We start from the raw sequence: 24,377 nt of genomic DNA, 5'->3' as shown, positions 1-24,377 counted from the left end.
CACCAAGCATGTTGAAAGTGGCGGCTGACGGGGAAATTCAATGGATCATGGTCAGCGGCTGGTCGCATCCCGCACCGAAGAAGGCCGCTATCGCCTGCTCGTCGACGCGATCAGGGATTATGCGATCTACATGCTCGATCTCGAAGGCCGGGTGGTCAACTGGAACGCGGGGGCCCAGCGATTCAAGGGCTATGCCGCCGGGGAGATCATCGGGCAGAATTTTGCGCGCTTCTATCGGGACGAGGATCGCGCCGATGGCCTGCCCCAGCGCGCACTGCGCATCGCGGCAACCGAGGGCAAGTTCGAGGCCGAGGGGTGGCGCGTCCGGAAGGACGGCTCGACCTTTTGGGCGCATGTCGTCATCGACCCCATCCGCGACGAAACCGGCGAGCTTGTCGGCTTCGCAAAGATCACGCGCGACCTGACCGAGCGCGAACAGACGCGGATCGAGCTGGAACGGACACGCGAGGCGCTGTTCCAGTCGCAGAAGATGGACGCGATCGGGCAATTGACCGGTGGTATCGCGCATGATTTCAACAATCTGCTGATGGCCACGCTCAGCAGCCTGGAGCTTTTGCGCAAGCGCCTGGGCAATGATCCGCAGGCTTTGCGCCTGCTCGACAATGCCGTGCAGGGCGCGCAGCGCGGCGCGACGCTGACCCAGCGCATGCTCGCCTTTGCCCGCCGGCAGGATTTAGCGCCGGTCCGTGTCGAGATTCCGGCACTGGTGCATGGCATGACCGAGCTGATCAAGCGCGCGCTCGGCCCCTCGATCCGGATCGAGACCCGCTTTCCGCTCGCCCTGGACGCGATCATCGCCGATGTGAACCAGCTTGAAATGGCATTGCTCAATCTGGTGGTGAATGCCCGTGACGCGATGCCGGACGGCGGTTCGATCGCGATCGTTGCGCAGGAGCATTCGGTGCTGAACGGCGGCAGCCATGGCCTCGATCCGGGCCGCTATGTGGCGCTGTGCGTCGTCGACAGCGGCGCGGGAATGGATGCCGGGACGCTGTCCCGCGCCATGGAACCCTTCTTCACCACCAAGGGTGTCGGCAAGGGCACCGGGCTCGGCCTGTCGATGGTGCACGGCCTTGCCGAGCAGCTGGGCGGGCGGCTCGTGCTCGAAAGCGAACCGGGCCGCGGAACGACGGCGGCGCTGTGGCTGCCGGCGGCCGAACCGAACGAAAACAAGGTCGCCATGCTGAGCGCCCTCGACGCGCCGCGCCATGTCCGGCCGCTGACCGTGCTCGCGGTCGACGACGACGGACTGGTGCTGATGAACACGGTCGCGCTGCTCGAGGAACTCGGCCACACGGTTTTCGAGGCGTGTTCGGGCCAGGAGGCTCTCGAGGTCTTCCGGCGCGAACCCGACATCGATCTGGTCATCACCGATCAGGCGATGCCGCACATGACCGGCATGCAGTTCGCCGAAATCGCGCAGGCAGAGCGTCCGGCCGTGCCCTTCATTCTCGCAACCGGCTATGGCGAGCTTCCCGGCGGGGCGAGCGGGATCCTGCACAAGCTGGGAAAACCATTCCGCCAGGAAGATCTGGCGCGGGCGGTGGCCACCGTCATTCCCGAGGACATTTGCTAGAACGGGAAAAGGCCTGTTCTGGTGTCCCGGAAAATTATGCGAAACCTATGCTCGACCGCTTTCGTCGATCTCGAATTCATATGCGCCGCTCCGTAGATTCGCCGTACCCGGAAAGGTCGGCAGATGCGCTATTCTCCCCCACGACACTCCCTCGACGCGGCAAGCCTGGCAAGTGTCGGCTCTGTTTCGGCGCACGCTTGGCCGGCGGACAATCCCCTGCCCCAGTCCCGGATCGAGAATTCGCGACCCGGCCGGCAAATCGGTTCTCCGGACGGCAATGGCCGATCGACGGATATCCTCCTCCGACTCGGCGGCCTGATCCTGATCGCCCTGGCGGTGTCGGCGGTCTACAGGCTCGGCCATCTGGCCCGGCCGGGTGCCCGCGGCGCCGGTTCGGCGCTGGAATATCTGCTCGCGATGCTCGGTTTCGCCTGTGCCAGCACGGGCAGCGTGATGACGATATTGGGGAAACATCTGTTCGACGCGGTCGAGCTGTCCGAGCGCTGGCAGCCGCGCCGCTGACGAAGCGCCGGTTCGGACCGGCGACGAAAAACATATGTGAAACATATGTCCGGATGGCCGTTCACATCTGGAAAACATATGCCCGCCGCGTGCAAGAGCATGACGGCGGAGCGCCTTGTCTCGCCGAACAGGTGCCAAGACAGCTCATGAACGAGACCCCATCGCCCGACCGGCACCAGCCGGGCACCCGATCCGGATCGGCAAAGCGGCAAGGCGCGCTCGCGCTCGGAGCCATCGGCGTCGTCTTTGGCGACATCGGCACATCGCCGCTCTATTCGCTGAAGGAGAGCTTTGTCGGCCACCATCCGCTGAGCGTCGATCAGCCGCATATCTACGGCGTGCTCAGCCTCGTCTTCTGGACGATGATGATGATCGTCACCGTCAAATATGTCTGGATCGTGCTTCGCGCCGACAATCGCGGAGAGGGCGGCAGCCTGGCGCTTCTCGCGCTGATCGCCCGCAAGACCGAGGGCCGGAAATGGAGCGCGGGCATCGTCATGCTCGGCGTGCTCGCGACGGCGCTATTCTATGGCGATGCGATCATCACGCCGGCGATCTCGGTGCTGTCAGCCGTCGAGGGACTGACGGTGGTGCAGAGCGGGATGGAACCGCTGGTGCTTCCGATCGCGGTCGCAATCCTGATCGGGCTGTTCGCGATCCAGTCGCACGGCACCGCACGGGTCGGGATCGTCTTCGGCCCCGTCATGCTGATCTACTTCGTGGTCATTGCGGGCCTGGGCGGCGTCGGCATCGCGCGCCATCCCGAGATCATCGGCGCGCTCGATCCGTGGTGGGCGTATAATTTCTTCGCGCTCGACCCGAAACTGGCCTTCCTGGCGCTCGGGTCGGTCGTGCTCGCCGTCACCGGCGCCGAAGCGCTCTATGCCGATATGGGGCATTTCGGCCGCAGGCCGATCGCCATCTCGTGGCTTTACCTCGTCTTCCCCTGCCTGATGCTCAACTATATGGGACAGGCGGCACTCCTGCTCGATCGACCCGACGCCGCGGAGAATCCCTTCTTCATGCTGGCGCCGGACGAAGCGAGGCTGCCGCTCGTGATATTGGCGACGATGGCGACGATCATTGCCAGCCAGGCCGTGATCACCGGGGCCTATTCGGTGACCCGACAGGCGGTTCAGCTCGGCTTCCTGCCGCGGATCCGGATCACCCACACCAGCGCCGAAACCGCCGGGCAGATCTATATCCCGTCAGTGACCTGGCTGCTGCTGCTGCTGGTCGTCATGCTGACCCTCGGTTTCCGCAGCTCGAGCAATCTCGCGGCCGCCTATGGCATTGCGGTGACCGGTACGATGTTCATCTCGGCATGCATGCTCGGCGCGCTGACCTTCACGGTCTGGCGCTGGAACCGCTGGCTGGCCGCACTGGTCACCGGCATCTTCCTCCTGATCGACGGCGCCTATCTCGCCTCGAACATGACGAAGATTCCCGATGGCGGCTGGTTCCCGTTGCTGGTCGCGCTCATCGCCTTCATCCTGCTGACGACGTGGCGGACCGGCCGCAGGCTGATGCACGATCGGCTGCGCGAAGATGCGATGCCGATCGACCTGTTCATCAGTTCATCGACGGCATCGATGAAAAGAGTGCCGGGCACCGCGATCTTCATGTCGTCGACGGCCGACGGGGTGCCCCCCGCCCTTCTCCACAATATGAAGCACAACAAGGTGCTCCACGAACGGATCGTCCTGCTGACGGTATCGATCGACGATGTCCCGCATGTCGAGGGCCCGGCGCGGATCGAGACGCTGGAACTGGGTCACGCCTTTTACCGGGTCACGCTCCATTACGGCTTCATGCAGGAGATCGACGTTCCCCGCGACCTGGCCGACATCAAGGTTTGCGGCGAGCCGTTCAAGACGATGGATACGAGCTTCTTCCTGGGCCGGCAGACGCTGATTCCCTCCGCGCGTCCCGGCATGGCGCTGTGGCGTGAGCGCCTGTTCGCCTGGATGCTGCGCAATTCCCAGACCGCGATGGAGTTTTTCCGGCTGCCGACGAACCGGGTCGTCGAGCTGGGCAGCCAGGTCGAGATCTGACCCTCGATCGGATTCCGGGCGCTCAGGACAGTCCTGCGTCCGATGCCTTCAGCCGGTAACCCACGCCCAGCTCGTTGACGATGACGGTAGGGCGGCTGAGATCGGTTTCGATCTTCTGCCGGATATTGCGGATCACCACCCGCAGATATTCGATATGCCGTTCGTAATCGTTCGGCCACACGCTGCTCAAAAGCTGCTGATGGGTGATGACGCGCCCGGGGAACTTCGCCAGCTCGGCGACGACGCCATATTCCTTGGGAGTCAGGCGGACGTCGTTACCGCCTTTGAGAACCCGGCGATTGACGAGGTCGATCTCGACATCATCCGCGATCACGGTCGCACCGATGCCCTGGCTGTGCATGCGGTGGCGGAGCGCGGTGCGCACGCGGGCGAGCAATTCATCGGTGTCGAACGGCTTGGTGACATAGTCGTCGGCGCCGAGATCGAGCGCGGTCACCTTCTGCTCCGTCGCATCCCGGGCCGACACCACCAGCAATGTCGCGGTCGTGCGCATGCGGATGACCGGCACCAGCTCGAGGCCGTCGCGATCGGGCAGGCCGAGGTCGAGCAACACGACGTCGGGATCGATCCGCGAGAGGATCTCCAGCGCTTCGGCCGCGGTTTCGGCTTCGGTGACGTCATAGGGGCCGCGCGCGAGGGCGGTCCGCAACAATCGTCGAATATGGGGTTCGTCGTCGATGACGAGCACCCGGGGCATATTGCTCACGCAATCTTCTCCTGATCGAAGTCCCGGACAAGAATCTTGTCCGGAAAATGAATGCTGAAGCGCGCGCCGCGCGGTTCGCCGCGATTGGCGGCCTCGACGCTGAGCCCCATCGCCTCGGCAAAGCCCTTCACGATGGCCAGGCCCAGGCCGGTGCCGCCCTTGGCGCGGTCCGATCCCTCGATGCGCATGAAGGTCTCGAACACGTCCCGCTCCCGCCCCGGCGGCAGCCCAGGTCCTTCATCGAGGATCGACAATATCATTTCGTCCATCGTGCGCTCCGCGACAAATGCGATCGGCGTTCCCGGATCGGCATAACGCCCGGCATTGTCGAGCAGGTTGATCAGGCAATGATGGAAAAGCTGCGCATCGACCAGCACGAGCGGAAGGCTGGGCGATACCGTCAGGCGTATGTCATGCCCCTCCAGCATCCGACGGGTATCGTGCACCGCGCTCGCGATCGCGTCGGTAAGATCGGTGGGTTCGACGCGCAGCCGCATCACGCCCGCCTCCACCCTGGCCATGTCGAGCAGGTTGGCGACGAAGCGGTTGAGCCGTTGGGCTTCACCCTCCAGCGTATCGATCAGCGCCGGCGAAGGATTGCGCCGCATCTCCCCCGCGGCGGCGAGGATCGATGTCAGCGGCGTGCGCAGGTCATGGCTGACCGACGACAGCAAGGCGGCGCGAAGGCGATCGCGCTCCTTCAGCTCGGCAACGTCGCGCATCTCCTCTTCGAGCTGCATGCGTTCGAGCACCAGCGCGGCCTGGTCGATCAGGCTGAGCAGCAGCGGCACCTGATCGGGCCGGACAGGGTCGCGGCCATCCTCGCGCGCAAGGCCGACCACGCCCAGCACGCCTCGCGCGGTTCGCAAGGGGTAGAACAGCCAGTCGGACGCGGTCAGCGTGTCGGAGCCACGCCCGGCCGGCTGCCCCTTGTCCAGCACCCATTGCGCGGCCGCCCGCTCGATATGATCCAACCGGTCTTCGGGCGGATAGGCGGCGCGCAGCTGGGGCCCGTCCGCCGAAGGGAGAAGCACGCAGCTGCGAGAATCGAAGACGCGTGCGAGCTCGGCGGAGATCGCCTGCATCAGTTCCTCGTCATTGGCGGTCGTCGTGAGCTGGCGGGAGAAACCGGCAAGCGCTGCGTTCTGCCGGGCGCTCGATGCGGCAAGATCGGCCTGGATACGCACCCGCGCCGCGAACTGGCTGGTGACGAATGCCACCGAGAGCAGCACGATGATGGTGACGACATTCTCCGGATTGTTGATCGACAGAGTGCCTGTCGGCGGCAGGAAGAAATAATTATAGGCCAGGGAGGATATGATGCTCGCGAACAGGCCCGCGCGCAGGCCGAACAGGCTTGCCGCCACCATCACCGGCAGCAGATAGAGCAGCGCGACATTGGCGAGATTGAGCACCGCGCCGAGCGTCCAGCCGAAGGCGGTCACGCCGGCGACCATCAGGGCGGACCAGAGATAGTCGCGCGGATGCCCCCAGGTCCCGCTTTTGCGGCGCGGCCGCGTCGCCGTCCCGGGCGCGGCGGGTTCCGCAGGCAGGACATGGACGGCCACGTCGGTCAGCCCGCGCACCAGCCGATCGACGACCGAGCCATGACGCAGCTCGAACCACCAGGAGCGCGACGACTTGCCGATCACGATCTGGGTGGCGCGCGCCTCCTCGGCAAAGGCGGTCAACCCTTCGACGACATTCGACGCGGGGATGGTCGCGGTGGCGCCGCCGAGCTGAGCCGCCAGCGCCATCGCCTCGTTGAGGCGCTGGCGATCGGCATCGCCCAGATCCTGCGAACGGCGCGTCTCAATATGGACGGCGGTCCATGGCGCCCGCAACGCATCGGCGAGCCGCTTTGTGGCGCGGACGAGGCCTGCGGCGCTCGGCAATTCGCTGACCGCGACGATCACCCTTTCGCCCGCCGCGAAGCTGCCCGCAAGCGCATGGGCGCGGACATAATCGAGCATCTGCGCATCGACCGCCTGCGCGGCGCGGCGCAGCGCCAGCTCACGAAGCGCCGACAGGTTCGATTTCGAGAAGAAATGGTTGAGCGCGCGACTGGCCTCGTGCGGAATATAGACCTTGCCGTCCTTCAGCCGCTCGATCAATTCGTCAGGCGGAATGTCGACCACTTCGATCTCGGCGGACTCGAGGATGCGATCGGGCACCGTCTCCCGGACCCGGACCCGGGTGAAGGACGCGACGACATCGTTCAGGCTCTCGATATGCTGGATGTTGACGGTCGAATAAACGTCGATTCCGGCCGCAAGCAGTTCCTCGACATCCTGATAGCGTTTGGGGTGCCGGCTGCCCGGCGCATTGCTGTGCGCGAGTTCGTCGACCAATGCGAGCTGGGGGCGCCGCGCCAGCAATCCGTCGAGATCCATCTCGGTCAGGATGCGACCCTGATAGTCGATCTCGCTGCGGGGCATGATCTCGTGCCCCTGGGTCAGCGCCTCGGTCTCGGCGCGGCCGTGCGTCTCGACGACGCCGACAACGACGTCGATTCCGGCACGCTTGCGCCCTGCCCCGTCGGACAGCATCTCCCAGGTCTTGCCGACACCCGGCGCCGCGCCGAGAAACACCTTCAGACGACCGCGGCCTTCCTGCGCCGCTTCGCGCAGAAAGGCCTCTGGCTTGGGTCGGGCTTTATCGTCGGGTCGTTCGCTCACTTGCCCGAACTTGCGCCCATTCGATCAAGTTGTCGATTTAGCGCCAGCACATTGACGCGGTTTTCGCCAAGGAATCCGAGAATCGGGCGCCGGACCGACGCCGTGACCAGACTGCGGACCTTGCCCTCCGGCAGGCCGCGCACCTTTGCGATCCGCGCGACCTGCACCAGCGCGCCCTCGGGCGACACATCCGGGTCGAGCCCCGATCCGGATGCGGTGGCAAGATCGGCCGGCAGATCGCCGGCGATCCCCTCGGCACGGCGCTTTTCGACATCGGCTTTCACGCGATCGGTCAGCGCCTGCGCATTCGGCCCCAGGTTGGAACCGGACGAGGCCAGCCCGTCATAGCCGTTCGCGCCCGCGGCGGACGGCCGCGTCTGGAAATAGCGATCGGAGGTGAACGCCTGTCCCACGACCGACGATCCAACGATTCTGTCGCCTTCCCTGATCAGGCTGCCATTGGCCTGGGAGGGAAACACCGCCTGACCGATGCCGAGAATGGCAAGCGGATAGGCAAGCCCCAGAAGGGCCGCGAACAGCAGCGTCATGGCGATTGCGGGACGCAATGCGGAGGTGAAATCGGAACCCATAATCTGTCTCCTGAAGCGCTGCGCGGATGGGCAGGAGCCGGCCATTCGAATGGCAGCGCGATCACAAAAGCTTAGGCCAGGCCGAGGCCGTTGACCGCGAGGTCGATGATCTTGATGCCGACGAACGGGGCGACGAGACCGCCCAGGCCGTAGACGGCGAGATTGCGCGCCAGCAGCGGCCCGGCACCGATCGGGCGGTATTTCACGCCCTTGAGCGCCAGCGGCACGAGCAGCGGAATGATCAGCGCGTTGAAGATGATCGCCGACAGGATCGCCGATTGCGGCGTCTCCAGCCCCATCACGTTGAGCACGCCCAGGCCCGGATATAATATGACGAACATCGCGGGGATGATCGCGAAATATTTGGCGACATCGTTGGCGACCGAGAAGGTGGTGAGCGCCCCGCGCGTCATCAGCAATTGCTTGCCGAGCCCGACGACCTCGATCAGCTTGGTCGGATCGCTGTCAAGATCGACCATGTTGCCCGCCTCGCGCGCCGCCTGGGTGCCGGTGTTCATCGCCACGCCGACATCGGCCTGGGCCAGCGCGGGCGCGTCATTGGTGCCGTCACCGCACATCGCCACCAGCCGGCCGCCGGTCTGTTCCTTGCGGATCAGCTCCAGCTTGTCCTCGGGCGTCGCCTGGGCAAGGAAATCATCGACCCCGGCCTCGGCTGCGATCGAGGCCGCGGTCAGCGGATTGTCGCCGGTGATCATCACCGTGCGGATGCCCATGTGGCGCAACTCGACGAAACGCTCGCGGATACCCGCCTTGACGATGTCCTTGAGGAAAATCGCGCCAAGCAGCCTGCCGTCCTTCGCGACGGCGAGCGGCGTGCCGCCCGAACGCGCGATCTCGTCGGTGATGCGGCGCAATGCCCCGGCCGCGGGCGTATCCCCCGAACCCGGATTGGCCTTGAGGACCGAATCCACAGCCCCCTTCTGAATGGTCGAACCATTGATCGTGACGCCGGAAATCCGGGTCTGGGCGGTGAAGGCGATCACCTTGGCCCCGACCGGCAGCGCCGCCGTCGAGACGCCCTGCTTCTCGCGGGCAAGCACGACGATCGAACGGCCTTCCGGGGTCTCGTCGGCCAGGCTGGCCAGCAAGGCCGCCTGCGCCAGCTCCGCCGTGGTGACGCCGTCGATCGGCTTGAACTCGCTCGCCTGACGGTCACCGATCGTGATCGTGCCGGTCTTGTCGAGCAACAGTACGTCGATATCGCCCGCCGCCTCGACCGCCCGCCCCGATTTGGCGAGCACGTTGAAGCGCACCAGCCGGTCCATGCCGGCGATGCCGATCGCGGACAGCAGCGCAGCGATGGTCGTCGGGATGAGCGTGATCAGCAGGGCGGCGAGGATCGCGACCGGAATCGAGCCGCCGGCATAGGATGCGAAGCCGGGAATCGTGCCGACCGCGATCAGGAAGATGATGGTGAGGCCGACCAGGAGGATGGTCAACGCGATCTCGTTGGGCGTCTTCTGCCGCTCGGCGCCTTCGACAAGCGCGATCATCCGATCGAGGAAGCCCTGCCCCGGCTCGGCGGTGACGCGGACCTTGATATGATCCGAGATCACGCGCGTGCCCGCTGTGACGGCGGAGCGATCGCCGCCCGCCTCGCGGATCACAGGTGCGCTTTCGCCGGTGATCGCGGCTTCGTTGACGCTTGCGACACCTGCGATCACCTCGCCGTCGGCGGGGATGAGATCGTTGGTGCCGACCAGCACGATATCGCCGGCACGCAGCAGGCTGGCGGCGACCTTCTCGCCATTTTCCCGTGTCGCGATCAGGTCCGCCTTGGTCGCGCGCAGCGACGCGGCCTGCGCCTTGCCACGCCCTTCGGCCAGGGCTTCGGCAAAGGTGCCGAACAACACGGTCAGCCAGAGCCAGATCACGAGCTGGATCTTGAAGCCCATGGCCAGCCCGTCATTCCCGACGACGAGCAGCACGGTCAGGAGAGTGGCCACGACGGCGGTCGTGAACATCACGGGGTTGCGGATCAGCTCGCGCGGGTCGAGCTTGCGGAATGCGTCGCCGATGGCAGGCCCGAGCAATTCGGGCGTGAACACGGATTTGGTTGCGGTGCGGCTCATATGCGTGGCCCCGATCAGAAGGTTTGGCCGCTGATCATCGCGAGATGATCGGCGATGGGACCGAGCGCGAGGCTCGGCAGGAAGGTAAGACCGCCCAGGATCAGAATGATGCCCACGAGGAGCCCGACCCAAAGGCCACCGGTCGTCGGGAAGGACCCGGCCGATTCCGGAATGTGCCTCTTGGCGGCGAGAGATCCGGCGATCGCCAGCATCGGCACGATGATGAAGAAGCGGCCGATCCACATCGCGACGCCCAGCAATGCGTTATAATAGGGGGTGTTGGCAGTGAGGCCCGCAAAGGCGGAGCCATTGTTCGCGACCGCGCTGGTGAAGGCGTAGAGGATTTCGGAGAAGCCGTGCGGGCCTTTGTTGAGCGGCCCGGCCAGCCCCGCCGTCGCCACCGAACTGATCGCGGTCAGGCCAAGGATCGTCAGCGGCAGCACCGCGATGGCCAGCACCGCGAGCTTCACTTCCTTCCCCTCGATCTTCTTGCCGACATATTCGGGCGTGCGTCCGACCATCAGCCCGGCGACGAACACCGCGAGAATGGCGAACAGCAGGAAACCATAGATGCCCGCGCCGACGCCGCCGATCACGACCTCACCCAACTGCATATTGAACAGCGGGATCATGCCGCCCAGCGCCGTGAAGCTGTCGTGCATCGCATTGACCGCGCCGCATGACGCGGCGGTGGTGACGACCGAGAACAGCGCCGAAGCGGCGATACCGAACCGGACTTCCTTGCCCTCCATATTGCCGCCGGCGACGGCGAGATCGTGGAGGATCGGATTGCCCGCGGCTTCCTGCCAATAGGTGACGGCCGTACCGGCGACGAACAGGATCATCATCGCCGACAGGATCGCCCAGCCCTGGCGGGTATTGCCGACCGCCTTTCCGAAGGTCCAGGTCAGCCCGACGCCGATGGCGAAGATCGACAGCATCTGGAGCAGGTTGGTGAAGGCGTTGGGATTCTCGAAGGGGTGCGCCGAATTCGCGTTGAAGAAGCCGCCGCCATTGGTGCCGAGCATCTTGATCGCTTCCTGCGAGGCGACCGGCCCGAGCGCGAGCGTTTGCTTGACGCCCTCCAGCGTCGTCACATCGACCGAGCCGGCAAGCGTCTGCGGCACGCCATTGGCGATATAGACCACGGCCTGGACAACACAGATCGGCAACAGCAGATAGAGCGTCACGCGCGTCATATCCGCCCAGAAATTGCCGATCGTCGCAGCACTCCGCCGCGCAAAGCCCCGGAACAGGGCAAAGGCGAGCGCAATGCCGGTGGCAGCCGACAGGAAATTGTGGATCGTCAGCCCCAGCATCTGCGACAGCTGGCTCATGGTCGATTCACCGGCATAGCTTTGCCAATTGGTGTTGGCGGTGAAGCTGATCGCGGTGTTGAACGCGAGATGGTCGGGAACCGGACCAAAAGCCCGGGGATTGAGCGGCAACCACGCCTGCAACCGCAGCACGGCATAGGTGAACAGCAGCAGCGCCACATTGAACAGCAGCATGTGCACCGCATAGCGGCGCCAGCTCTGCTCGGCGTTGGGATCGATGCCCGAAACGGCGTAAAAGCCGCGCTCGACCGGCCCCAGCACGGCGTGCAAGGGCGTTCGTCGCCCTTCATAAAGGGCGAACAGCCATTGCCCCATCGGCTTGGTGAGCGCGATGAGAATGGCGACGAAGACGATGATGAGGATCCAGCCCTGCATGGTCATGGCGTCGGTCCGATCAGAATCGTTCGGGCCGCACGAGGGCGACCACAAGGTAGATGAGGAGGCCGCCAGCGGTGATCGCGGCGAGCCAGAGGTCGATGGTCATGATTGCGGCTCCGTCAGCCATTGTCGCAGAAGCGGACATAGGCGAGCGTCGCGGCCGCCAGTCCGATGATGATTCCGAGCCAGAGGATATCGCCCATCAGCTTTCTCCCTAAAATGACGCGGTGACGGACAGGAGCACGGCCCCGTCGACGATGTTGCGGCCCGGCCTGGTGCCGCTGGTGTAGAAGGCGTCGGCGCCCGTCTTGCCGATGTCGGTATCGACATAGGCGACCCCCAGGGTCAGCATCTTGTACGAGATGTCGGCACCGACCAGCCAGTCGAGATAATGGCCGTCGGGCCCGGCGAGCGTGCTGCCCTTGCCGGTGGTATAGCCAAGATGGCCCTTGAGCGTGACCGGCGTTCCGGGGATCGCGCCCGCGGCGTCGGTATAGACGTAGAGATTGTCGTTATCGCCGATCGCGTCCTGCCTGGGCGCATAGGCCGCACCCGCCTTGAGCGAGAGCGGCCCCAATGTGCCGCTCACCGAGGCATAGGGTTCGGCATAATCGGTGCCGTTGGTGCCGGGATAGAGATACCAGAGCAGCCCGGCATCGACGGTCACGCCGCCGAGATCCTTCTTGAATCCACCGAACACGTCGAGTTCGAGATTGGAGCCGCCAAAGCTTCCGAACCCGGCAAGGTTCGAGCCCCAGGTCCCGACATAGAAGCCGGACTCGTGCGTCGCGGTCAGCCCCGCCTGCACCGCCACATCCTCGTCCGACTGCGACACGCCGCGGAAACGATATTGCGAGATCAGCGTCGCGGATCCCGAAACGGTGATCGGCGGCGGCGTTTCCGCAGGTGCTTCGACCGGGACGTCCTGTGCGCTGGCAGGCACGGCCAGGGCCAAGGCGCCGCCGGCGGTGATTGCGGCAAACGAGATCGACTTCATGATTTTCATAACCATCCTCGTGGAACGACGAACCCCCGCCACGCTTCTGGCCGGCGACGGGACTCGATCGAGAGGACAGTCAAATAGTCCCGCACCGCATTTTTTTGCGAGACGCAGGAAATCGCTTCCGAATATGTTTTCCATATGAGCGGCCGGCGAACCGATCGCTTTTGGCCCTGAAGCGAACCAATCGGCGGGAAAATGCCGCAAGGGCGCTGGCATGTGCTTCGCGAAAGGCGTATTATGAGGATAGCGGATCTGGCGTGCGAACCACGCAGGTACGCAATTTGGCAGCCTGACTGATCGCAGCCCGAGACTGCCTTGCCAGGAGACTCGCTATGGTCGCCGCCTCGTCTTTTTCAGTACCGTCATCGGCCGTGAAGCTGCGCCATATCGGCGTTGAGGATCTTCATTGGTCGCTTCGCCAGGGGTTGAACGATTTCCTCGCGCTTCGGGGCGACATCCTGTTCGCCGGCGTCATCTATCCGGTCGTGGCGCTGCTCGCCGCCGCCTTCGCGCTCAACATGGACATGATCCCGCTGATCTTCCCGATGGCGGCGGCGTTCTCATTGCTGGGCCCGATAATCGCCATCGGCTTTTACGAACTGGCGCGGCGACGGGAAGAAGGGCTCGACGCCGGATGGGCGCACTATCTCGATCCTCTGCGCGGCCCGTCGCGCTGGCAGATAGTGGCGCTCGCCGGGGTTCTCACGCTCATCGCCATTGGATGGATGTTCGTCGCCCGCGCCATTTACGATGCGACGCTCGGCACGCTTGCGCCGGCAGGGATCGGCGCCTTCATCACGCAATTGTTCACCACCACAGAGGGCTGGCGCCTGATCGCTTTCGGCAATCTCGCCGGTCTTTGCTTTGCGATCGTGACGCTCGCGATCTCGCTGGTCTCCTTCCCGATGCTGGTCGACCGGTCGACACATGCCAGCGAGGCCGTCGAAGCGTCGTTCCGGGCCACTGTGCGGAATCCGCTGATCGTCGCGCGCTGGGGAGTCTATGTCGCCGTCATTCTCGCGCTTGCCTGCATTCCCCTGTTCCTGGGCCTTGCAGTGGCCCTTCCCGTCCTGGGCTATGCGAGCTGGCACCTCTATTCGCGGATCGTCGAGCGTTAGGATGCTCGGCCACCGCCTTTGGGCGCGGCAGCCACCAGGAAAGCGATAGCGGTGCCGAGGCAGAGCTGGAACGGAAAGGCCAGATGGCGCAGCCCCGGCGGGAAGCCGAGCGCCGTGGCGATCGCCGGCTGGAGCAGCAGCACCGCGACAAAGCCGGCGATCAACGATGCAATCACCGATCCCGTCGTGCCGCGCCGCGTGAATATCGCGGTCAGATAGACGCCGAGCAGCCCGGCATAGGCGAACACCATCACCTGCAGCGCGAATTCGAGCAGCCCGAGCTTTGCATAATGCTGCCAGTAGAAGGACAGCACCGCGACAGCCAGCATCGCCACCCCGATAATGCCCATGCCCGCGCGGCCGGCCTGGACATAATGATGCTCGGCAACGGCACCGCGCCGCTCGCGCCACGGCCGGTAGAAATCCTGGATGAGCACCGACGACATCGCGTTCAACGCGGAATTGGTGGTGGCGACGGCCGCGGCCATGATCCCCGCGGTCACCAGCCCGCGCAGCCCCGAGGGCAGCTGCGTCAGGATATAGTGCATGAAGATGCTGATCTTCTCGCCCGCGAACGCCTGACCCGCGCTGGCGGTGGCCCCGCCCATCAGTTCGGGCCGATCGTAGAAGATATGGAGCAACAGCCCGATGGTGATGAAGATCGCGACCACCGGCACGGTGGCGAGCACCGACATGTACAGGCTGCGCGATCCCGTCCGTGCGTCCTTGCACGCCAGCAGCCTCTGGGTCGTGTCCTGATCGAGCCCCGACGACGCGATGTAGAGCAAAGCGATCCCCGTGACGATCGCCAGCAGCGAGAATGGCCGCGACAGATCGGCCGACAGATCGAACAGGCGGAGCTTGTCGACCCCGCCCGGCGCATGGATCAGGCCCTGGACGATCTCCGCATTGCTGGCCGGGATCGCCAGGCGGATGAAGATCAGCACCGTGATCGCGGAGCCGACCATGATCACGAACTGGACCAGGTCGATCCACAGCACGGATTTCAGCCCGCCGACGAATGTCGACAGGAAGCTGGCGATGACGAGCACGGCCGCCGCGATCATGATGCCCTGCGCGCTGACCGTCGACGTCATCACCATCGCGACCGCGATCGCCGCGAGATAGACGCGCGCGCCGCCCGCCAGCACGCGGCCGAGCAGGAACATGCCCCCGGCCCAGCGCGTCGCGCGCGCGTCGAAGCGCAGAGTCAGCAACTCATAGACCGTGGTGACGCGCGCCGCATAGAAACGCGGGATCAGGATCCTGGCGACGAAGATCGCACCGAGCAGCCCGCCCAGATTGGTGCCGAGATAGGTGAAGTCGCCATGATAGCCGAAATCCGGCCCGCCCAGGAACGTCGCGGCGGACTGGGTGGCCGACAGCACCGACACCGCGGCCAGCCAGGCCGGCACCGTGCCCCCGGCCAGGAAATAATCGCGGGTATTCTCGGTATGCCGGGGCATGAACAGCCAGGCGCCGGCGACGAGCAAAGCGAGATAGCCTAGGATCACGACCCAATCGAGGGTGCTGAACGGCAGGGACATGGCCATCTCCAATGGGGATCGATCGAGCGCGGATCAGTAGAGCAGATAGCGCGCCCGGCGCGCCTTGAACCGGTTCAGCTCGCCCTGCCAGCCGGCGACGATCCTGCGCGGATCGATGCCGGCCTTGATCTGGTCGAGCACCGCGCGGTTGCGCAGCAGCCGGTCGACCTTCTCGATCTCGAAAGTCTTGCCGTAGAGTTTCCACAAGGCCGAGACCGCCTCGACGCCCAGCGCCGGTGCGTCGAGCCGGGTGCGGTCGCGGACGATGAACTCGACGCCTTCGATGCGCTGGCCGATGAACTGGTTGTGCACCTCGCCCGTCGGCACATAGACGACTGGCAGAAAACTCACGCCGGGGATCGCCCGCGCGTTGAGATAGGCGGCCAGTTCGCCCCCCTTGATCCAAGGCGCGCCGAAGCGGAGGAAAGGCGGCTCTGTCGCGCCTTTCAAATTGACGTTGGTCCCTTCGAGCAAGGCCGTGCCGGGATAGACGGTCGCATGGGTCAGGCTGCGCAGATTGGGCGAGGGATTGATCCACAACAGGCCGGTATCGTCATACCAGTCGCTGCGTTTCCAGCCGGTCATGCGGATGACGGTAAGCTTCGCGCCGATCCTGTCCTCCGCATTGAACATCCGGGCGAGCTCGCCCAGCGTCATGCCCGGGCGCATCGGCTCCGAATGAGGGGTGACATAATCCTCACGCCCCGGGGTTGAGACCGGGCCCTGTACTGCGATGCCGTTGACCGGGTTGGGCCGGTCCAGCAGGACGATCTCGACCTTGTGCGCGGCAGCCGCCTGCAGGAAATATTTGGTCAGCGTCTGGAACGTCCAGTAGCGCACGCCGGCATCCTGCAGGTCGATGACGATCGCATCGATCCCGGCAAGCTGCTGCGCATTGGGCCGCTTGTCGGCGTCGGCCCTCCCATAAAGACTGATGATCGGCAGCCCGCTCGCCTTGTCCACGGCGTTGCCGATAGTCTCGTCATCCTGCGTCGCGTCGATGCCATGCTCGCCGGCGAACAGCCGCACCACTTCCAGCCCCGGCACCGCAGCCTGCGCATCTTTGCGCAGCACGTCGATCGTCCGGCGCCCCTGCCCGTCGACGCTGATCGGATTGGCGAGGATGCCCAGCCGCAACCGTCCGCCGTGGCGCGCGGCCATTTCGCGCAGCGGCGCGAAGCGCTGATCCTGCAGCACGTCGATGCCCGTGCGGACGCGCGCCTGCGCCGGCATCGTCACGAGGAGCGCGACGATCAGGATCAGCATCCGTCCCATCATGGTGCCTTCGCTTTGGCTGGCACGGACGCATCGAGCGCGGTCAGCACCGCCGTATGGATCGCGGGACGTGCCTGGTTGATCAGATTGGTGTTGCGCGTCGGATTCACCCGATTGGTCAGCAGGATCACGAAAGCATCGCGATCGGGATCGATATAGATCGTCGTGCCGGTGAAGCCGGTATGCATGATCGCGCGCGGAGACGCGAGCGGCCCCGCGAAACCGCCGCTCGCGGCCGGCATGTCCCAGCCCAAGGCACGCGTGCTGCCCGGCGGAATGCCCTGCGGTCTGACGAAGAGTGCGGCGGTGCTCGCGCTGAACAGCCTTTTGCCCCCATAACTGCCGCCATTCAGCCAGAGCTGTGCGAGTTTCGCCAGGTCGCCGGCGGTGGAGAACAGCCCGGCATGGCCGGCGACGCCGCCCATCAGATAGGCATTCTCGTCATGGACGACGCCGTGCACCAGCGTGTGACGAAGCTGATCGTCCTGCTCAGTGGGCGCGATCCGTGCCAGTTTCGAATGCGGCGGCCGGAATCCTGTATCCTTCATGCCGAGCGGTCCGAACACATTCGCCCGCAGGAACCGGTCGAGCGGCTGTCCGGAAATGCGCGCGACGATCTCACCCATCAGGATCAGGTTCACATCCTGATATCGATAGGCTGTGCCCGGCGCGTCGGCGACCGCCATGGTGTCGATCTGGCCCAATATGCCCTGCCGGTCGCTGGCGTGGTGCCAGAGCGGATCGCCCGTTTTCAGGCCCGAACTGTGCGTGAGCAACTGGCGGACGGTGATGCGGTCATGCTCGGCCGTGCCCCCGAACGCAGGCAGGTACCGGACGACCGGCGCATCCAGATCGAGCCGGCCGCGATCGTACAGAATGGCAGCGGCGGTCGTCGTACCGACCACCTTGGTCAGCGAGGCCAGATCGAAAATGGCGTCGACCGGCATTGCCGGCGCGCCGGCGGACACGTCGCGCCGCCCGAAGGCTTTGAGCGCGATCAGCCGGCCATGCTGTCCCACCGCGAGCACCGCGCCCGGAAAGGCCTTCTGCGCCAGAAAGCCGTCCACTTCGGCAAAGGCGCGTGCGAAGCGCTTTTCCTGCTCCGCCGTCGCGATCGTCAATTGCCGGACAGGATGGCGGATCGGAGCATCGGCCTGGCCGGGCTGGCCGCACAGAAGCAGCAAGCCCGCAGCCGCCAACGACCAGAGGTGCCTCGTCGCGATCATGTTCGCGTGCTTCATTCGCCCCCGATATTTCGCGTGGACGCCGCCGACAGGCCTCGCCCGCAGTCGCCCATTCTCATGGTGGCAGAATGATATCGTCGGACGCGCGCGGTCAACCTCGGAAGAGGTCAGCGCGTTTCGAAACCGTCGTCTGCGACTTGATCCACGCCACTTCGGCGAGCGCGATAGGCCCGGGTTTTCTGCCGATTGCCGCAGCCGGTGGACGAGCACCAGCGCCGGGAACCGGGTTTCGAGCGGTCGAGGAATATCCAGCGGCAATCCGGATCGGCACATGATTTCAGCCGGTCGAGCTGTCCCCCGGCCGCGAGCGCGTGGAGCTGGACCAGCACCACGCCCAAAGTATCGGCACCAGCCTGCGGAACGAGGCGCACGCCTCTCTCGTCGGCCGCCAGTTTGAGGCCATAGACCGACGCCGCGGCGTCCAGGGCCGGTGCGGCGGTCGACCGCGCGTGCGGCGGAAGCTCCAGATAGGATCGCAGCGCATTTCTCAGCGCGACGGCATTCCGCCAGCCCCCGGCGTCCGAGGGTTCGCCCAGATCGTGTCGGCCGAGCCAGTCTTCGAAGAGCGCCGGGGTTTCGAGCGCATCGCTGCCTTCGAGGCGACTATGGTCGACGACATAGCGCCGCTCGTCGAGCGTGTTGGCGAAATCGTAAAGCAGCGCGGCACCGGGCGGCACCGCATATCGATCGGACAGTCTCATGACACCAGTATAATCGATTTAGTGGTTGACTCCAAGAGACACCATTAAATAGGATTAAGCGGTGTCCGAAAATACGCCCCCCTCCCCCACCGCAGCCCCGCCGCTCCACTATCTGGAGCTGCACGCGCTTGCCCATTCGATCCGCAGCCGCGCCATTTCGGCGACGGAAGCGACACGCTGTCTGCTGGCGCGCATTGCGACACTGGACGGCCACCTGCACAGCTATGCGGCGGTGATGGCCGACGACGCGCTTCGCCAGGCGGAACGCGCCGATGCCCGCCTTGCCGCCGGCGAAGATGTCGGGCCGCTGCTGGGCGTGCCGATCGCGGTCAAGGATCTGTGCTGGACCGCCGGCCAGGCAACCGCTGCCGGCATGCCGCTCCATCGCGGATTCGTGCCGGCCGAGGACGCGACGATCGTCGCTCGCCTGCGCGCCGCCGGGGCCGTCATCATCGGCAAGAGCCAGCTCACCGAAGGCGCCTATTCGGATCATCATCCCGACATCGCCGCGCCGCGCAATCCGTGGGGGGAGGAATATTGGCCCGGCATTTCCTCCAGCGGGTCGGGTGTCGCGCTCGCCGCCGGCCTTTGCCATGGCGCGATCGGTACCGATACGGGCGGATCGATCCGCTGGCCCTCGGCGGCGAACGGCGTGACGGGGCTGAAGCCGAGCTGGGGCCGCGTCAGCCGCCATGGCGTATTCGCGCTGGCGCCGTCGCTCGACCATGTCGGCGTGATGGCGCGCAGCGTCCGCGATGCCGCCTATCTGTTCCAGGCTATCGCCGGTCCCGATCCGCTGGATCCGACGGCGGTCCAGGCGCCCGTCGCCGATTATGTCGGCGTGGTGGAAATGGGGGCAGTGGAAATGGGATTGGCCGGATTGCGCATCGGCATCGATCCGAACTGGATCGAAACCGGCATCGCGCCCGAAGTGGCGGCCGTCGTCGCCGGCATTGCCCGGGAATTGGTGGGGCTTGGCGCCACGCTCGTCGACGTACGCCTTCCCGATCCGGAGCCCGCCGTCTCCGCCTGGTTCCCGATCTGCGCGGTCGAGGCCGCCGTGGCGCACGAGGCGACCTATCCCGCGCATCGCGCGGCCTATGGCCCGGTCCTTTCCTGGGTGCTCGATACGGGGCATGCGCTTTCAGCGACGGCGTACCAGCATGCGCTTCTCGAACGCGCCGCGTTTCGCGGGCGATGGGCCGCGGCCACATATGGTGTAGACTTGGTGCTGATGCCCGCGCAGCCGATGACTCCGCTCACGCTCGATGCGATCAGCACGCTGGGGACGCAGCCCGAACTGGTGGCGGCGCTTCAACGTTTCACCTGCCCGTTCAACCTGACGGGAAGCCCCGGCCTGACCTTTCCCGGCGGTGCCACTGCCGCGGGGATGCCGATCGCCGCCCAGCTCGTTGCGGGCGATCTCGACGAAGCCGGCTTGTTCCGTGCAGTGGGCGCCTATCAGTCGGTGACGGCATGGCACCGTCGCCATCCCGCGCTGTGAAAGCGCCGATCGCCCCCGACGCCCCGGCCGAGTCCGGACGCGGATGGATCGTCGTCGCGGCGACGTTTTCGATAACCTTTGTCGGTTTCGGCAGCGCTTATAGTTTCAGTGCCTTCATGGCGCCCCTGCAGGCGGAATTCGGCGGGTCGCGCGCCGAGCTCGCACTGGCGTTCAGTATTGCCGGCTTCCTCTATTTCGCGCTGGGCGCGGTCAGCGGCCCGTTGGCCGACCATATGGGCGCGCGCCGCTTCGCGATTATCGGCATGGCGCTGCTGGCCATGGGGTTGGCGCTGGCGAGCCGTGCCCGCAGCCTGAACGAGGTCTATCTCGCTTACGGCCTGGGTGTCGGCGGCGGGATCGGCCTTGCCTATGTGCCCGTTGTCGCGGCCGTCCAGCGATGGTTCGTCGCACGCCGTGCGCTTGCCTCGGGGCTGGCGGTGAGCGGCATCGGCGTGGGGACGTTGGTGATCGCGCCGCTGGCAGCCTGGTCGATCGCATGGTTCGGTTGGCGCGCGACGTTCGGGCTGCTTGGCGTCGGTGCAGCGATCATCGGAATCGGCATGGCGCTGCTGATCGGGGAGGCGCCAAGCGACGGTGCAGCACAGTTGCGCGATCGCAACGCGAACCTGCGAGACATGGTGTTCACGCCGACATTCCTTCGCCTGTATCTCGCCTGCCTGGCGTGCGGCCTCGCCACCTTCGTTCCGTTCGTCCACCTGATTCCCTATGCGCTAGATCACGGCATGAACGCCGGAAGCGCATCCGCATTGATCGCGTTGATCGGGGCGGGAAGCACCGCCGGCCGGTTCCTGCTCGGCAACGTCGCCGACCGGCTGGGCCGCGACCGCTTTCTCGTCGCCACCTATGTCGCGATGGCACTGGCCATGGGGCTGTGGGCATTTGCATCCGGCGGCACCGCGCTCATCGCCTTTGCGGTGGTCTATGGGATCTTTTACGGCGGGTGGGTCGCGGTGTTGCCGTCGGTCGTGGCCGATCGTTTCGGAACCGCGAAGCTGAGCGGAGTCATCGGGCTGCTTTACACCAGCGTGGCGATCGGGACGCTCCTGGGTCCGGTCGCAGCCGGGCTGCTCTATGATGCGACCCACAGCTATCGCCTGGCCATCGTCGCGAGCCTTGTCGCCAATCTGACGGCCGCGGCGATCGCCCTGTTCGACAATTCCAGATCTTCGGACCGGTAACGCGCGCGGAACCGCGACCATGGCTGTCGGCGGGCGCGATCGGATTGGTTGCCCCCGGCCGTCAGCACAATGCTCCGGCGGCGCGCAGGCCGCCGGAGTTCACTGGTGCGCTCAGTCGTGCGGCGCGTCCCACATGCGCCAGGCTACGCCTGATCGACCAGGTACATTGTTCCCCACCCAGGCACGGACCGCGCCGACCGGCAAACGGACCGTCAACTCCCCCAATGACGGTTGCCACATCCGACCGGATAAACGGGGATATCGGCGAGGTGAAACCGGAAACGCCCCAAAATGGATAATGGCGGATGTGACGCTCTTTCCAGGCGAACCCAGCAATCATCGGCGCGGCGGAGGTGGACGCCCGATGGGCGATCGGGCACATCGGTCCGGTGACCGATTCCACCATCGATCCGCCGCTGCGGCAGTTGACCCGGCTGCGTGCCGAAATGTCGATCGCCGCGACCCAGCTCACCGCCCGGCTGCTGCCGGACGAGCCGATGCTGGGGGTCAAGCTCGGGATCGTCGCGCGGATATGCCTGCCCGACTGGACGGCGAGCGGATCGCTGGTGCGGCCTGCCGTGCCGATACGGGCGATCACGATGCGAAAAATGGCGCTGTCGCTGGGCAGCGCGCCGGAGACGACCCGGCGCCATGTGAAGCTGCTGATCGACCGCGGCATATTCGCATCCTCGGCCCAGGGCGTGTCGCTTGCCGCCACTGCCGCCAACGAAGCGCTGGTGCGCCAATATTATCTGGGCGTCCACGACCTGTTCCTGCGGCTGATCGAGGACATATCCGCGACGTGCGATGTCGATCTTCCGGTGAACAAGACGCCCGGCTTCGCGATCGGCGACATCATCGAGCGCGCGCTCGATATGCTGCTGCTGCCGATCGATACCTATCGCCCGGCCGAAAGCAGCCTGCTCTCCTTTCTGCTATGGGGCGCATTGACCGTGGTCGCGGTCCGGGGTGTGACACATGATCCGGTGTTGAGCAGGCGATATGCCGATACGATTCCACCCGACGATCTGCGGATCGCGATATCGCTGCGCGAGCTGGCAGCGGCGCTGTCCATCCCCTATGCCACCGCCTGGCGACAGGTGCAGGCGCTGCAGGCCAAGGGGCTGGTGACCCGGCTCGGCGGCAACCGCTGGACCGTCCTGACGGACAATCTGCTGAACGCGAGCGTTCGCGAGATCAGCGCACCGCCCAGCCTGCTCCTGCTTCGCAAGCTTCGCGAACTGACCCGGCTGGGCCTGGACCCCGCCCGCGTCGCCGATCACTATCAGCTGGGCCGGCCGCCGCTCGCCGATCTGGCATTGTCGCAAGGCACATAGGCGCTACCCGATAATCGCCCCCGCTACCCGTCCAGCCGATTGCATCGCAGCGGCGATGATCGAAACCTGCGACGGGTAGAGGTGACGATGACGGTGATATTCGAGAATTGCACGATCTTCGACGGTCGATCGGAGGATCTGCTTCAAGGCGGGTCGATCCTGATCGAGGGCGGGGTCATCCGCGAAGTGTCCGACCGGCCGGTTCCGGCCGCGATCGGCGGCGACCGGGTCGATGTGGGCGGACGCGTGGTTATGCCCGGGCTGATCGACGCCCATTTCCATTGCTATGGCATCGAGCCCAATCCGGCGCGGATCGACGCGATCGCGCCCGGGCTGCGCGCGCTGCATGCGCGGCGGATCATGGAAGGCGCTTTGCAGCGCGGCTTCACCACGGTGCGCGACGCGGCGGGCGGCGATCATGTGCTGGCGGCGGCGCTCGAAGCCGGGCTGATCGACGGTCCCCGGCTGCTCTATCCCGGGCTCGCGATCAGCCAGACCGGCGGGCATGGCGATCCGCGCGGGCCCGATCATGCGCCTTTGTGCGCCTGTGCCTATTGCGGTGCGCTGTCGGTGGTCGCCGATGGCCCGGACGAGATGCGGCGGATCGTGCGCGAGCAGTTCCGCCAGGGCGCACACCATATCAAACTGTTCGTATCGGGCGGCGTGCTCTCCCCCGGCGACCCGATCTGGATGAACCAGCTGTGCGATGCCGAGATTTCGGTCGCCGTCGAGGAAGCGAAAACGCGGCGATCCTATGTGATGGCGCATGCGCATACCAACGAAGCGGCGCTGCGCTGCGTCGAGCTGGGCGTGCGTTCGATCGAGCATGCGACGATGATCGAGGATGACGGCGTCGCCGCGATCGTCCGGAATGACGGTTTCGCGGTACCGACGCTGGCGATCATCGATGCGCTGCGAACGCTGGGACCAGGGCTGGGCCTGGCGGCGCCGATGGTCGACAAGGTGCGCGAGGTGGCGGACCAGGCCTATCTCGCGCTCGACCGGCTGGTTCAGGGCGACGCGCGCATCGGCTTCGGCACCGATCTGCTGGGCGGGCTGATGGACCGGCAGACCCGCGAATTCCGCCTGCGGCGCGAAGTGTGCCGGCCGATCGACATATTGCGCTCCGCCACTTCGGTGAATGCGGAGCTGATCCAGATGACGGGCAAACTCGGCGTGATCGCACCCGGCGCCTTTGCCGACCTGCTGGTGTTGGAGGGCAATCCGCTGGAGGATGTCACGTTGTTCGAACGGCCCGAGGCGATCCCCGTGATCATGAAGGACGGGCGTTTTTGCCGGAACGCGCTTGCGAGCTAGGGCATGCGACCCGCTTCCAGCGGATCGCATGCCCTAGTCTTTTGTTTTCCGCGATTTGCGAGTCGTTCGATGATTCCATCGAACTCCAAATCGCTCTAGACAGGCGCGACGCATCGTGCCGGACTATCGGGAGCGCATGGGAGGCGCAGCGTTGAA

The 24,377-nt window shown here is 65.5% G+C and carries 19 protein-coding genes; 8 read left to right on the top strand and 11 right to left on the bottom strand.

Going from position 1 to position 24,377, the window contains the following annotated elements; all coding sequences use genetic code 11:
- The first annotated feature begins 40 nt into the window (after positions 1-40).
- From AC3WN8_RS10155 to AC3WN8_RS10145, 3 genes are all read left to right on the top strand, one after another.
- Entirely contained in the window at positions 41-1,597 is a 1,557-nt protein-coding gene (locus AC3WN8_RS10155; RefSeq protein WP_492669289.1) for a PAS domain-containing sensor histidine kinase, read from the top strand.
- Between the two features lie 123 nt (positions 1,598-1,720).
- The gene (locus AC3WN8_RS10150; protein ID WP_492669288.1) at positions 1,721-2,119 is read left to right on the top strand and encodes a hypothetical protein; all 399 of its coding nucleotides are present in this window, start codon (positions 1,721-1,723) and stop codon (positions 2,117-2,119) included.
- 146 nt (positions 2,120-2,265) lie between these two features.
- Positions 2,266-4,173, top strand: coding sequence for a potassium transporter Kup (locus AC3WN8_RS10145; RefSeq protein ID WP_492669287.1), 1,908 nt, complete (start codon positions 2,266-2,268; stop codon positions 4,171-4,173).
- Positions 4,174-4,195: 22 nt separating this feature from the next.
- Here the strand turns inward: AC3WN8_RS10145 and AC3WN8_RS10140 are convergent, their stop codons facing one another.
- The 7 genes from AC3WN8_RS10140 to AC3WN8_RS10110 all read right to left on the bottom strand — a co-directional run bounded on the left by AC3WN8_RS10140 (position 4,196) and on the right by AC3WN8_RS10110 (position 12,973).
- Positions 4,196-4,891: a response regulator gene (locus AC3WN8_RS10140; protein WP_492669348.1), complete on the bottom strand. Its 696-nt coding sequence runs from the start codon at positions 4,889-4,891 to the stop codon at positions 4,196-4,198.
- 5 nt (positions 4,892-4,896) lie between these two features.
- A complete protein-coding gene (locus AC3WN8_RS10135; protein WP_492669347.1) occupies positions 4,897-7,449 on the bottom strand; it encodes a DUF4118 domain-containing protein in 2,553 nt (850 codons plus the stop codon).
- A gap of 125 nt (positions 7,450-7,574) precedes the next feature.
- Positions 7,575-8,168 carry a potassium-transporting ATPase subunit KdpC gene (kdpC, locus tag AC3WN8_RS10130; RefSeq protein ID WP_492669286.1) on the bottom strand — a complete coding sequence of 198 codons (594 nt, stop codon included), beginning with the start codon at positions 8,166-8,168 and terminating at the stop codon, positions 7,575-7,577.
- A 71-nt stretch (positions 8,169-8,239) separates the two neighbouring features.
- The gene (gene kdpB / locus AC3WN8_RS10125; RefSeq protein WP_492669285.1) at positions 8,240-10,261 is read right to left on the bottom strand and encodes a potassium-transporting ATPase subunit KdpB; all 2,022 of its coding nucleotides are present in this window, start codon (positions 10,259-10,261) and stop codon (positions 8,240-8,242) included.
- A gap of 14 nt (positions 10,262-10,275) precedes the next feature.
- Positions 10,276-11,979, bottom strand: a complete 1,704-nt coding sequence (gene kdpA / locus AC3WN8_RS10120; RefSeq protein WP_492669284.1) for a potassium-transporting ATPase subunit KdpA — start codon at positions 11,977-11,979, stop codon at positions 10,276-10,278.
- A 13-nt stretch (positions 11,980-11,992) separates the two neighbouring features.
- On the bottom strand, positions 11,993-12,082 hold the full coding sequence (gene kdpF, locus AC3WN8_RS10115) for a K(+)-transporting ATPase subunit F (RefSeq protein ID WP_492669283.1): 90 nt from the start codon (positions 12,080-12,082) through the stop codon (positions 11,993-11,995).
- A gap of 108 nt (positions 12,083-12,190) precedes the next feature.
- Positions 12,191-12,973, bottom strand: a complete 783-nt coding sequence (locus tag AC3WN8_RS10110; RefSeq protein WP_492669282.1) for a TorF family putative porin — start codon at positions 12,971-12,973, stop codon at positions 12,191-12,193.
- A gap of 338 nt (positions 12,974-13,311) precedes the next feature.
- Here AC3WN8_RS10110 and AC3WN8_RS10105 point away from each other — a divergent pair, with 338 nt between their 5' ends.
- A complete protein-coding gene (locus tag AC3WN8_RS10105) occupies positions 13,312-14,097 on the top strand; it encodes a DUF2189 domain-containing protein (RefSeq protein WP_492669281.1) in 786 nt (261 codons plus the stop codon).
- Here AC3WN8_RS10105 and AC3WN8_RS10100 read toward each other — a convergent pair.
- The 4 genes from AC3WN8_RS10100 to AC3WN8_RS10085 all read right to left on the bottom strand — a co-directional run bounded on the left by AC3WN8_RS10100 (position 14,094) and on the right by AC3WN8_RS10085 (position 18,864).
- Positions 14,094-15,644, bottom strand: a complete 1,551-nt coding sequence (locus tag AC3WN8_RS10100) for a sodium:solute symporter family transporter (RefSeq protein ID WP_492669280.1) — start codon at positions 15,642-15,644, stop codon at positions 14,094-14,096. The two genes, AC3WN8_RS10105 and AC3WN8_RS10100, sit on opposite strands and share 4 nt — an antisense overlap.
- Positions 15,645-15,677: 33 nt before the next feature.
- The gene (locus AC3WN8_RS10095; RefSeq protein ID WP_492669279.1) at positions 15,678-16,922 is read right to left on the bottom strand and encodes an exo-beta-N-acetylmuramidase NamZ family protein; all 1,245 of its coding nucleotides are present in this window, start codon (positions 16,920-16,922) and stop codon (positions 15,678-15,680) included.
- Positions 16,919-18,145, bottom strand: coding sequence for a serine hydrolase domain-containing protein (locus AC3WN8_RS10090; RefSeq protein ID WP_492669278.1), 1,227 nt, complete (start codon positions 18,143-18,145; stop codon positions 16,919-16,921). Before AC3WN8_RS10090 ends, AC3WN8_RS10095 begins: the two co-directional genes overlap by 4 nt.
- Before the next feature lie 125 nt (positions 18,146-18,270).
- Positions 18,271-18,864: a CGNR zinc finger domain-containing protein gene (locus AC3WN8_RS10085; protein ID WP_492669277.1), complete on the bottom strand. Its 594-nt coding sequence runs from the start codon at positions 18,862-18,864 to the stop codon at positions 18,271-18,273.
- A 61-nt stretch (positions 18,865-18,925) separates the two neighbouring features.
- Between AC3WN8_RS10085 and AC3WN8_RS10080 the strand changes: the two genes are divergently transcribed.
- The 4 genes from AC3WN8_RS10080 to AC3WN8_RS10065 all read left to right on the top strand — a co-directional run bounded on the left by AC3WN8_RS10080 (position 18,926) and on the right by AC3WN8_RS10065 (position 24,221).
- Positions 18,926-20,368 carry an amidase gene (locus tag AC3WN8_RS10080; RefSeq protein WP_492669276.1) on the top strand — a complete coding sequence of 481 codons (1,443 nt, stop codon included), beginning with the start codon at positions 18,926-18,928 and terminating at the stop codon, positions 20,366-20,368.
- Entirely contained in the window at positions 20,341-21,567 is a 1,227-nt protein-coding gene (locus AC3WN8_RS10075; protein ID WP_492669275.1) for an MFS transporter, read from the top strand. Before AC3WN8_RS10080 ends, AC3WN8_RS10075 begins: the two co-directional genes overlap by 28 nt.
- Positions 21,568-21,956: 389 nt before the next feature.
- Positions 21,957-22,904, top strand: coding sequence for a hypothetical protein (locus tag AC3WN8_RS10070; RefSeq protein WP_492669274.1), 948 nt, complete (start codon positions 21,957-21,959; stop codon positions 22,902-22,904).
- A gap of 87 nt (positions 22,905-22,991) precedes the next feature.
- On the top strand, positions 22,992-24,221 hold the full coding sequence (locus AC3WN8_RS10065; RefSeq protein ID WP_492669273.1) for a metal-dependent hydrolase family protein: 1,230 nt from the start codon (positions 22,992-22,994) through the stop codon (positions 24,219-24,221).
- The last annotated feature ends 156 nt before the right edge of the window (positions 24,222-24,377 follow it).

This window comes from Sphingobium sp. FW305-3-2-15-F-TSA7 (assembly GCF_058787155.1).
Note: the sequence above shows the minus strand (reverse complement) of the source record. Positions and strands in the feature narration are given on the sequence as shown.

Excerpts from the sequence above, each read along its gene's own strand:
- AC3WN8_RS10155 (WP_492669289.1), top strand. The coding sequence starts at position 41 with ATGGATCATGGTCAGCGGCTGGTCGCATCCCGCACCGAAGAAGGCCGC.
- AC3WN8_RS10150 (WP_492669288.1), top strand. The coding sequence starts at position 1,721 with ATGCGCTATTCTCCCCCACGACACTCCCTCGACGCGGCAAGCCTGGCA.
- AC3WN8_RS10145 (WP_492669287.1), top strand. The coding sequence starts at position 2,266 with ATGAACGAGACCCCATCGCCCGACCGGCACCAGCCGGGCACCCGATCC.
- AC3WN8_RS10140 (WP_492669348.1), bottom strand. The coding sequence starts at position 4,891 with ATGCCCCGGGTGCTCGTCATCGACGACGAACCCCATATTCGACGATTG.
- AC3WN8_RS10135 (WP_492669347.1), bottom strand. The coding sequence starts at position 7,449 with ATGCTGTCCGACGGGGCAGGGCGCAAGCGTGCCGGAATCGACGTCGTT.
- kdpC (WP_492669286.1), bottom strand. The coding sequence starts at position 8,168 with ATGGGTTCCGATTTCACCTCCGCATTGCGTCCCGCAATCGCCATGACG.
- kdpB (WP_492669285.1), bottom strand. The coding sequence starts at position 10,261 with ATGAGCCGCACCGCAACCAAATCCGTGTTCACGCCCGAATTGCTCGGG.
- kdpA (WP_492669284.1), bottom strand. The coding sequence starts at position 11,979 with ATGACCATGCAGGGCTGGATCCTCATCATCGTCTTCGTCGCCATTCTC.
- kdpF (WP_492669283.1), bottom strand. The coding sequence starts at position 12,082 with ATGACCATCGACCTCTGGCTCGCCGCGATCACCGCTGGCGGCCTCCTC.
- AC3WN8_RS10110 (WP_492669282.1), bottom strand. The coding sequence starts at position 12,973 with ATGAAGTCGATCTCGTTTGCCGCAATCACCGCCGGCGGCGCCTTGGCC.
- AC3WN8_RS10105 (WP_492669281.1), top strand. The coding sequence starts at position 13,312 with ATGGTCGCCGCCTCGTCTTTTTCAGTACCGTCATCGGCCGTGAAGCTG.
- AC3WN8_RS10100 (WP_492669280.1), bottom strand. The coding sequence starts at position 15,644 with ATGTCCCTGCCGTTCAGCACCCTCGATTGGGTCGTGATCCTAGGCTAT.
- AC3WN8_RS10095 (WP_492669279.1), bottom strand. The coding sequence starts at position 16,922 with ATGATGGGACGGATGCTGATCCTGATCGTCGCGCTCCTCGTGACGATG.
- AC3WN8_RS10090 (WP_492669278.1), bottom strand. The coding sequence starts at position 18,145 with ATGATCGCGACGAGGCACCTCTGGTCGTTGGCGGCTGCGGGCTTGCTG.
- AC3WN8_RS10085 (WP_492669277.1), bottom strand. The coding sequence starts at position 18,864 with ATGAGACTGTCCGATCGATATGCGGTGCCGCCCGGTGCCGCGCTGCTT.
- AC3WN8_RS10075 (WP_492669275.1), top strand. The coding sequence starts at position 20,341 with ATGGCACCGTCGCCATCCCGCGCTGTGAAAGCGCCGATCGCCCCCGAC.
- AC3WN8_RS10065 (WP_492669273.1), top strand. The coding sequence starts at position 22,992 with ATGACGGTGATATTCGAGAATTGCACGATCTTCGACGGTCGATCGGAG.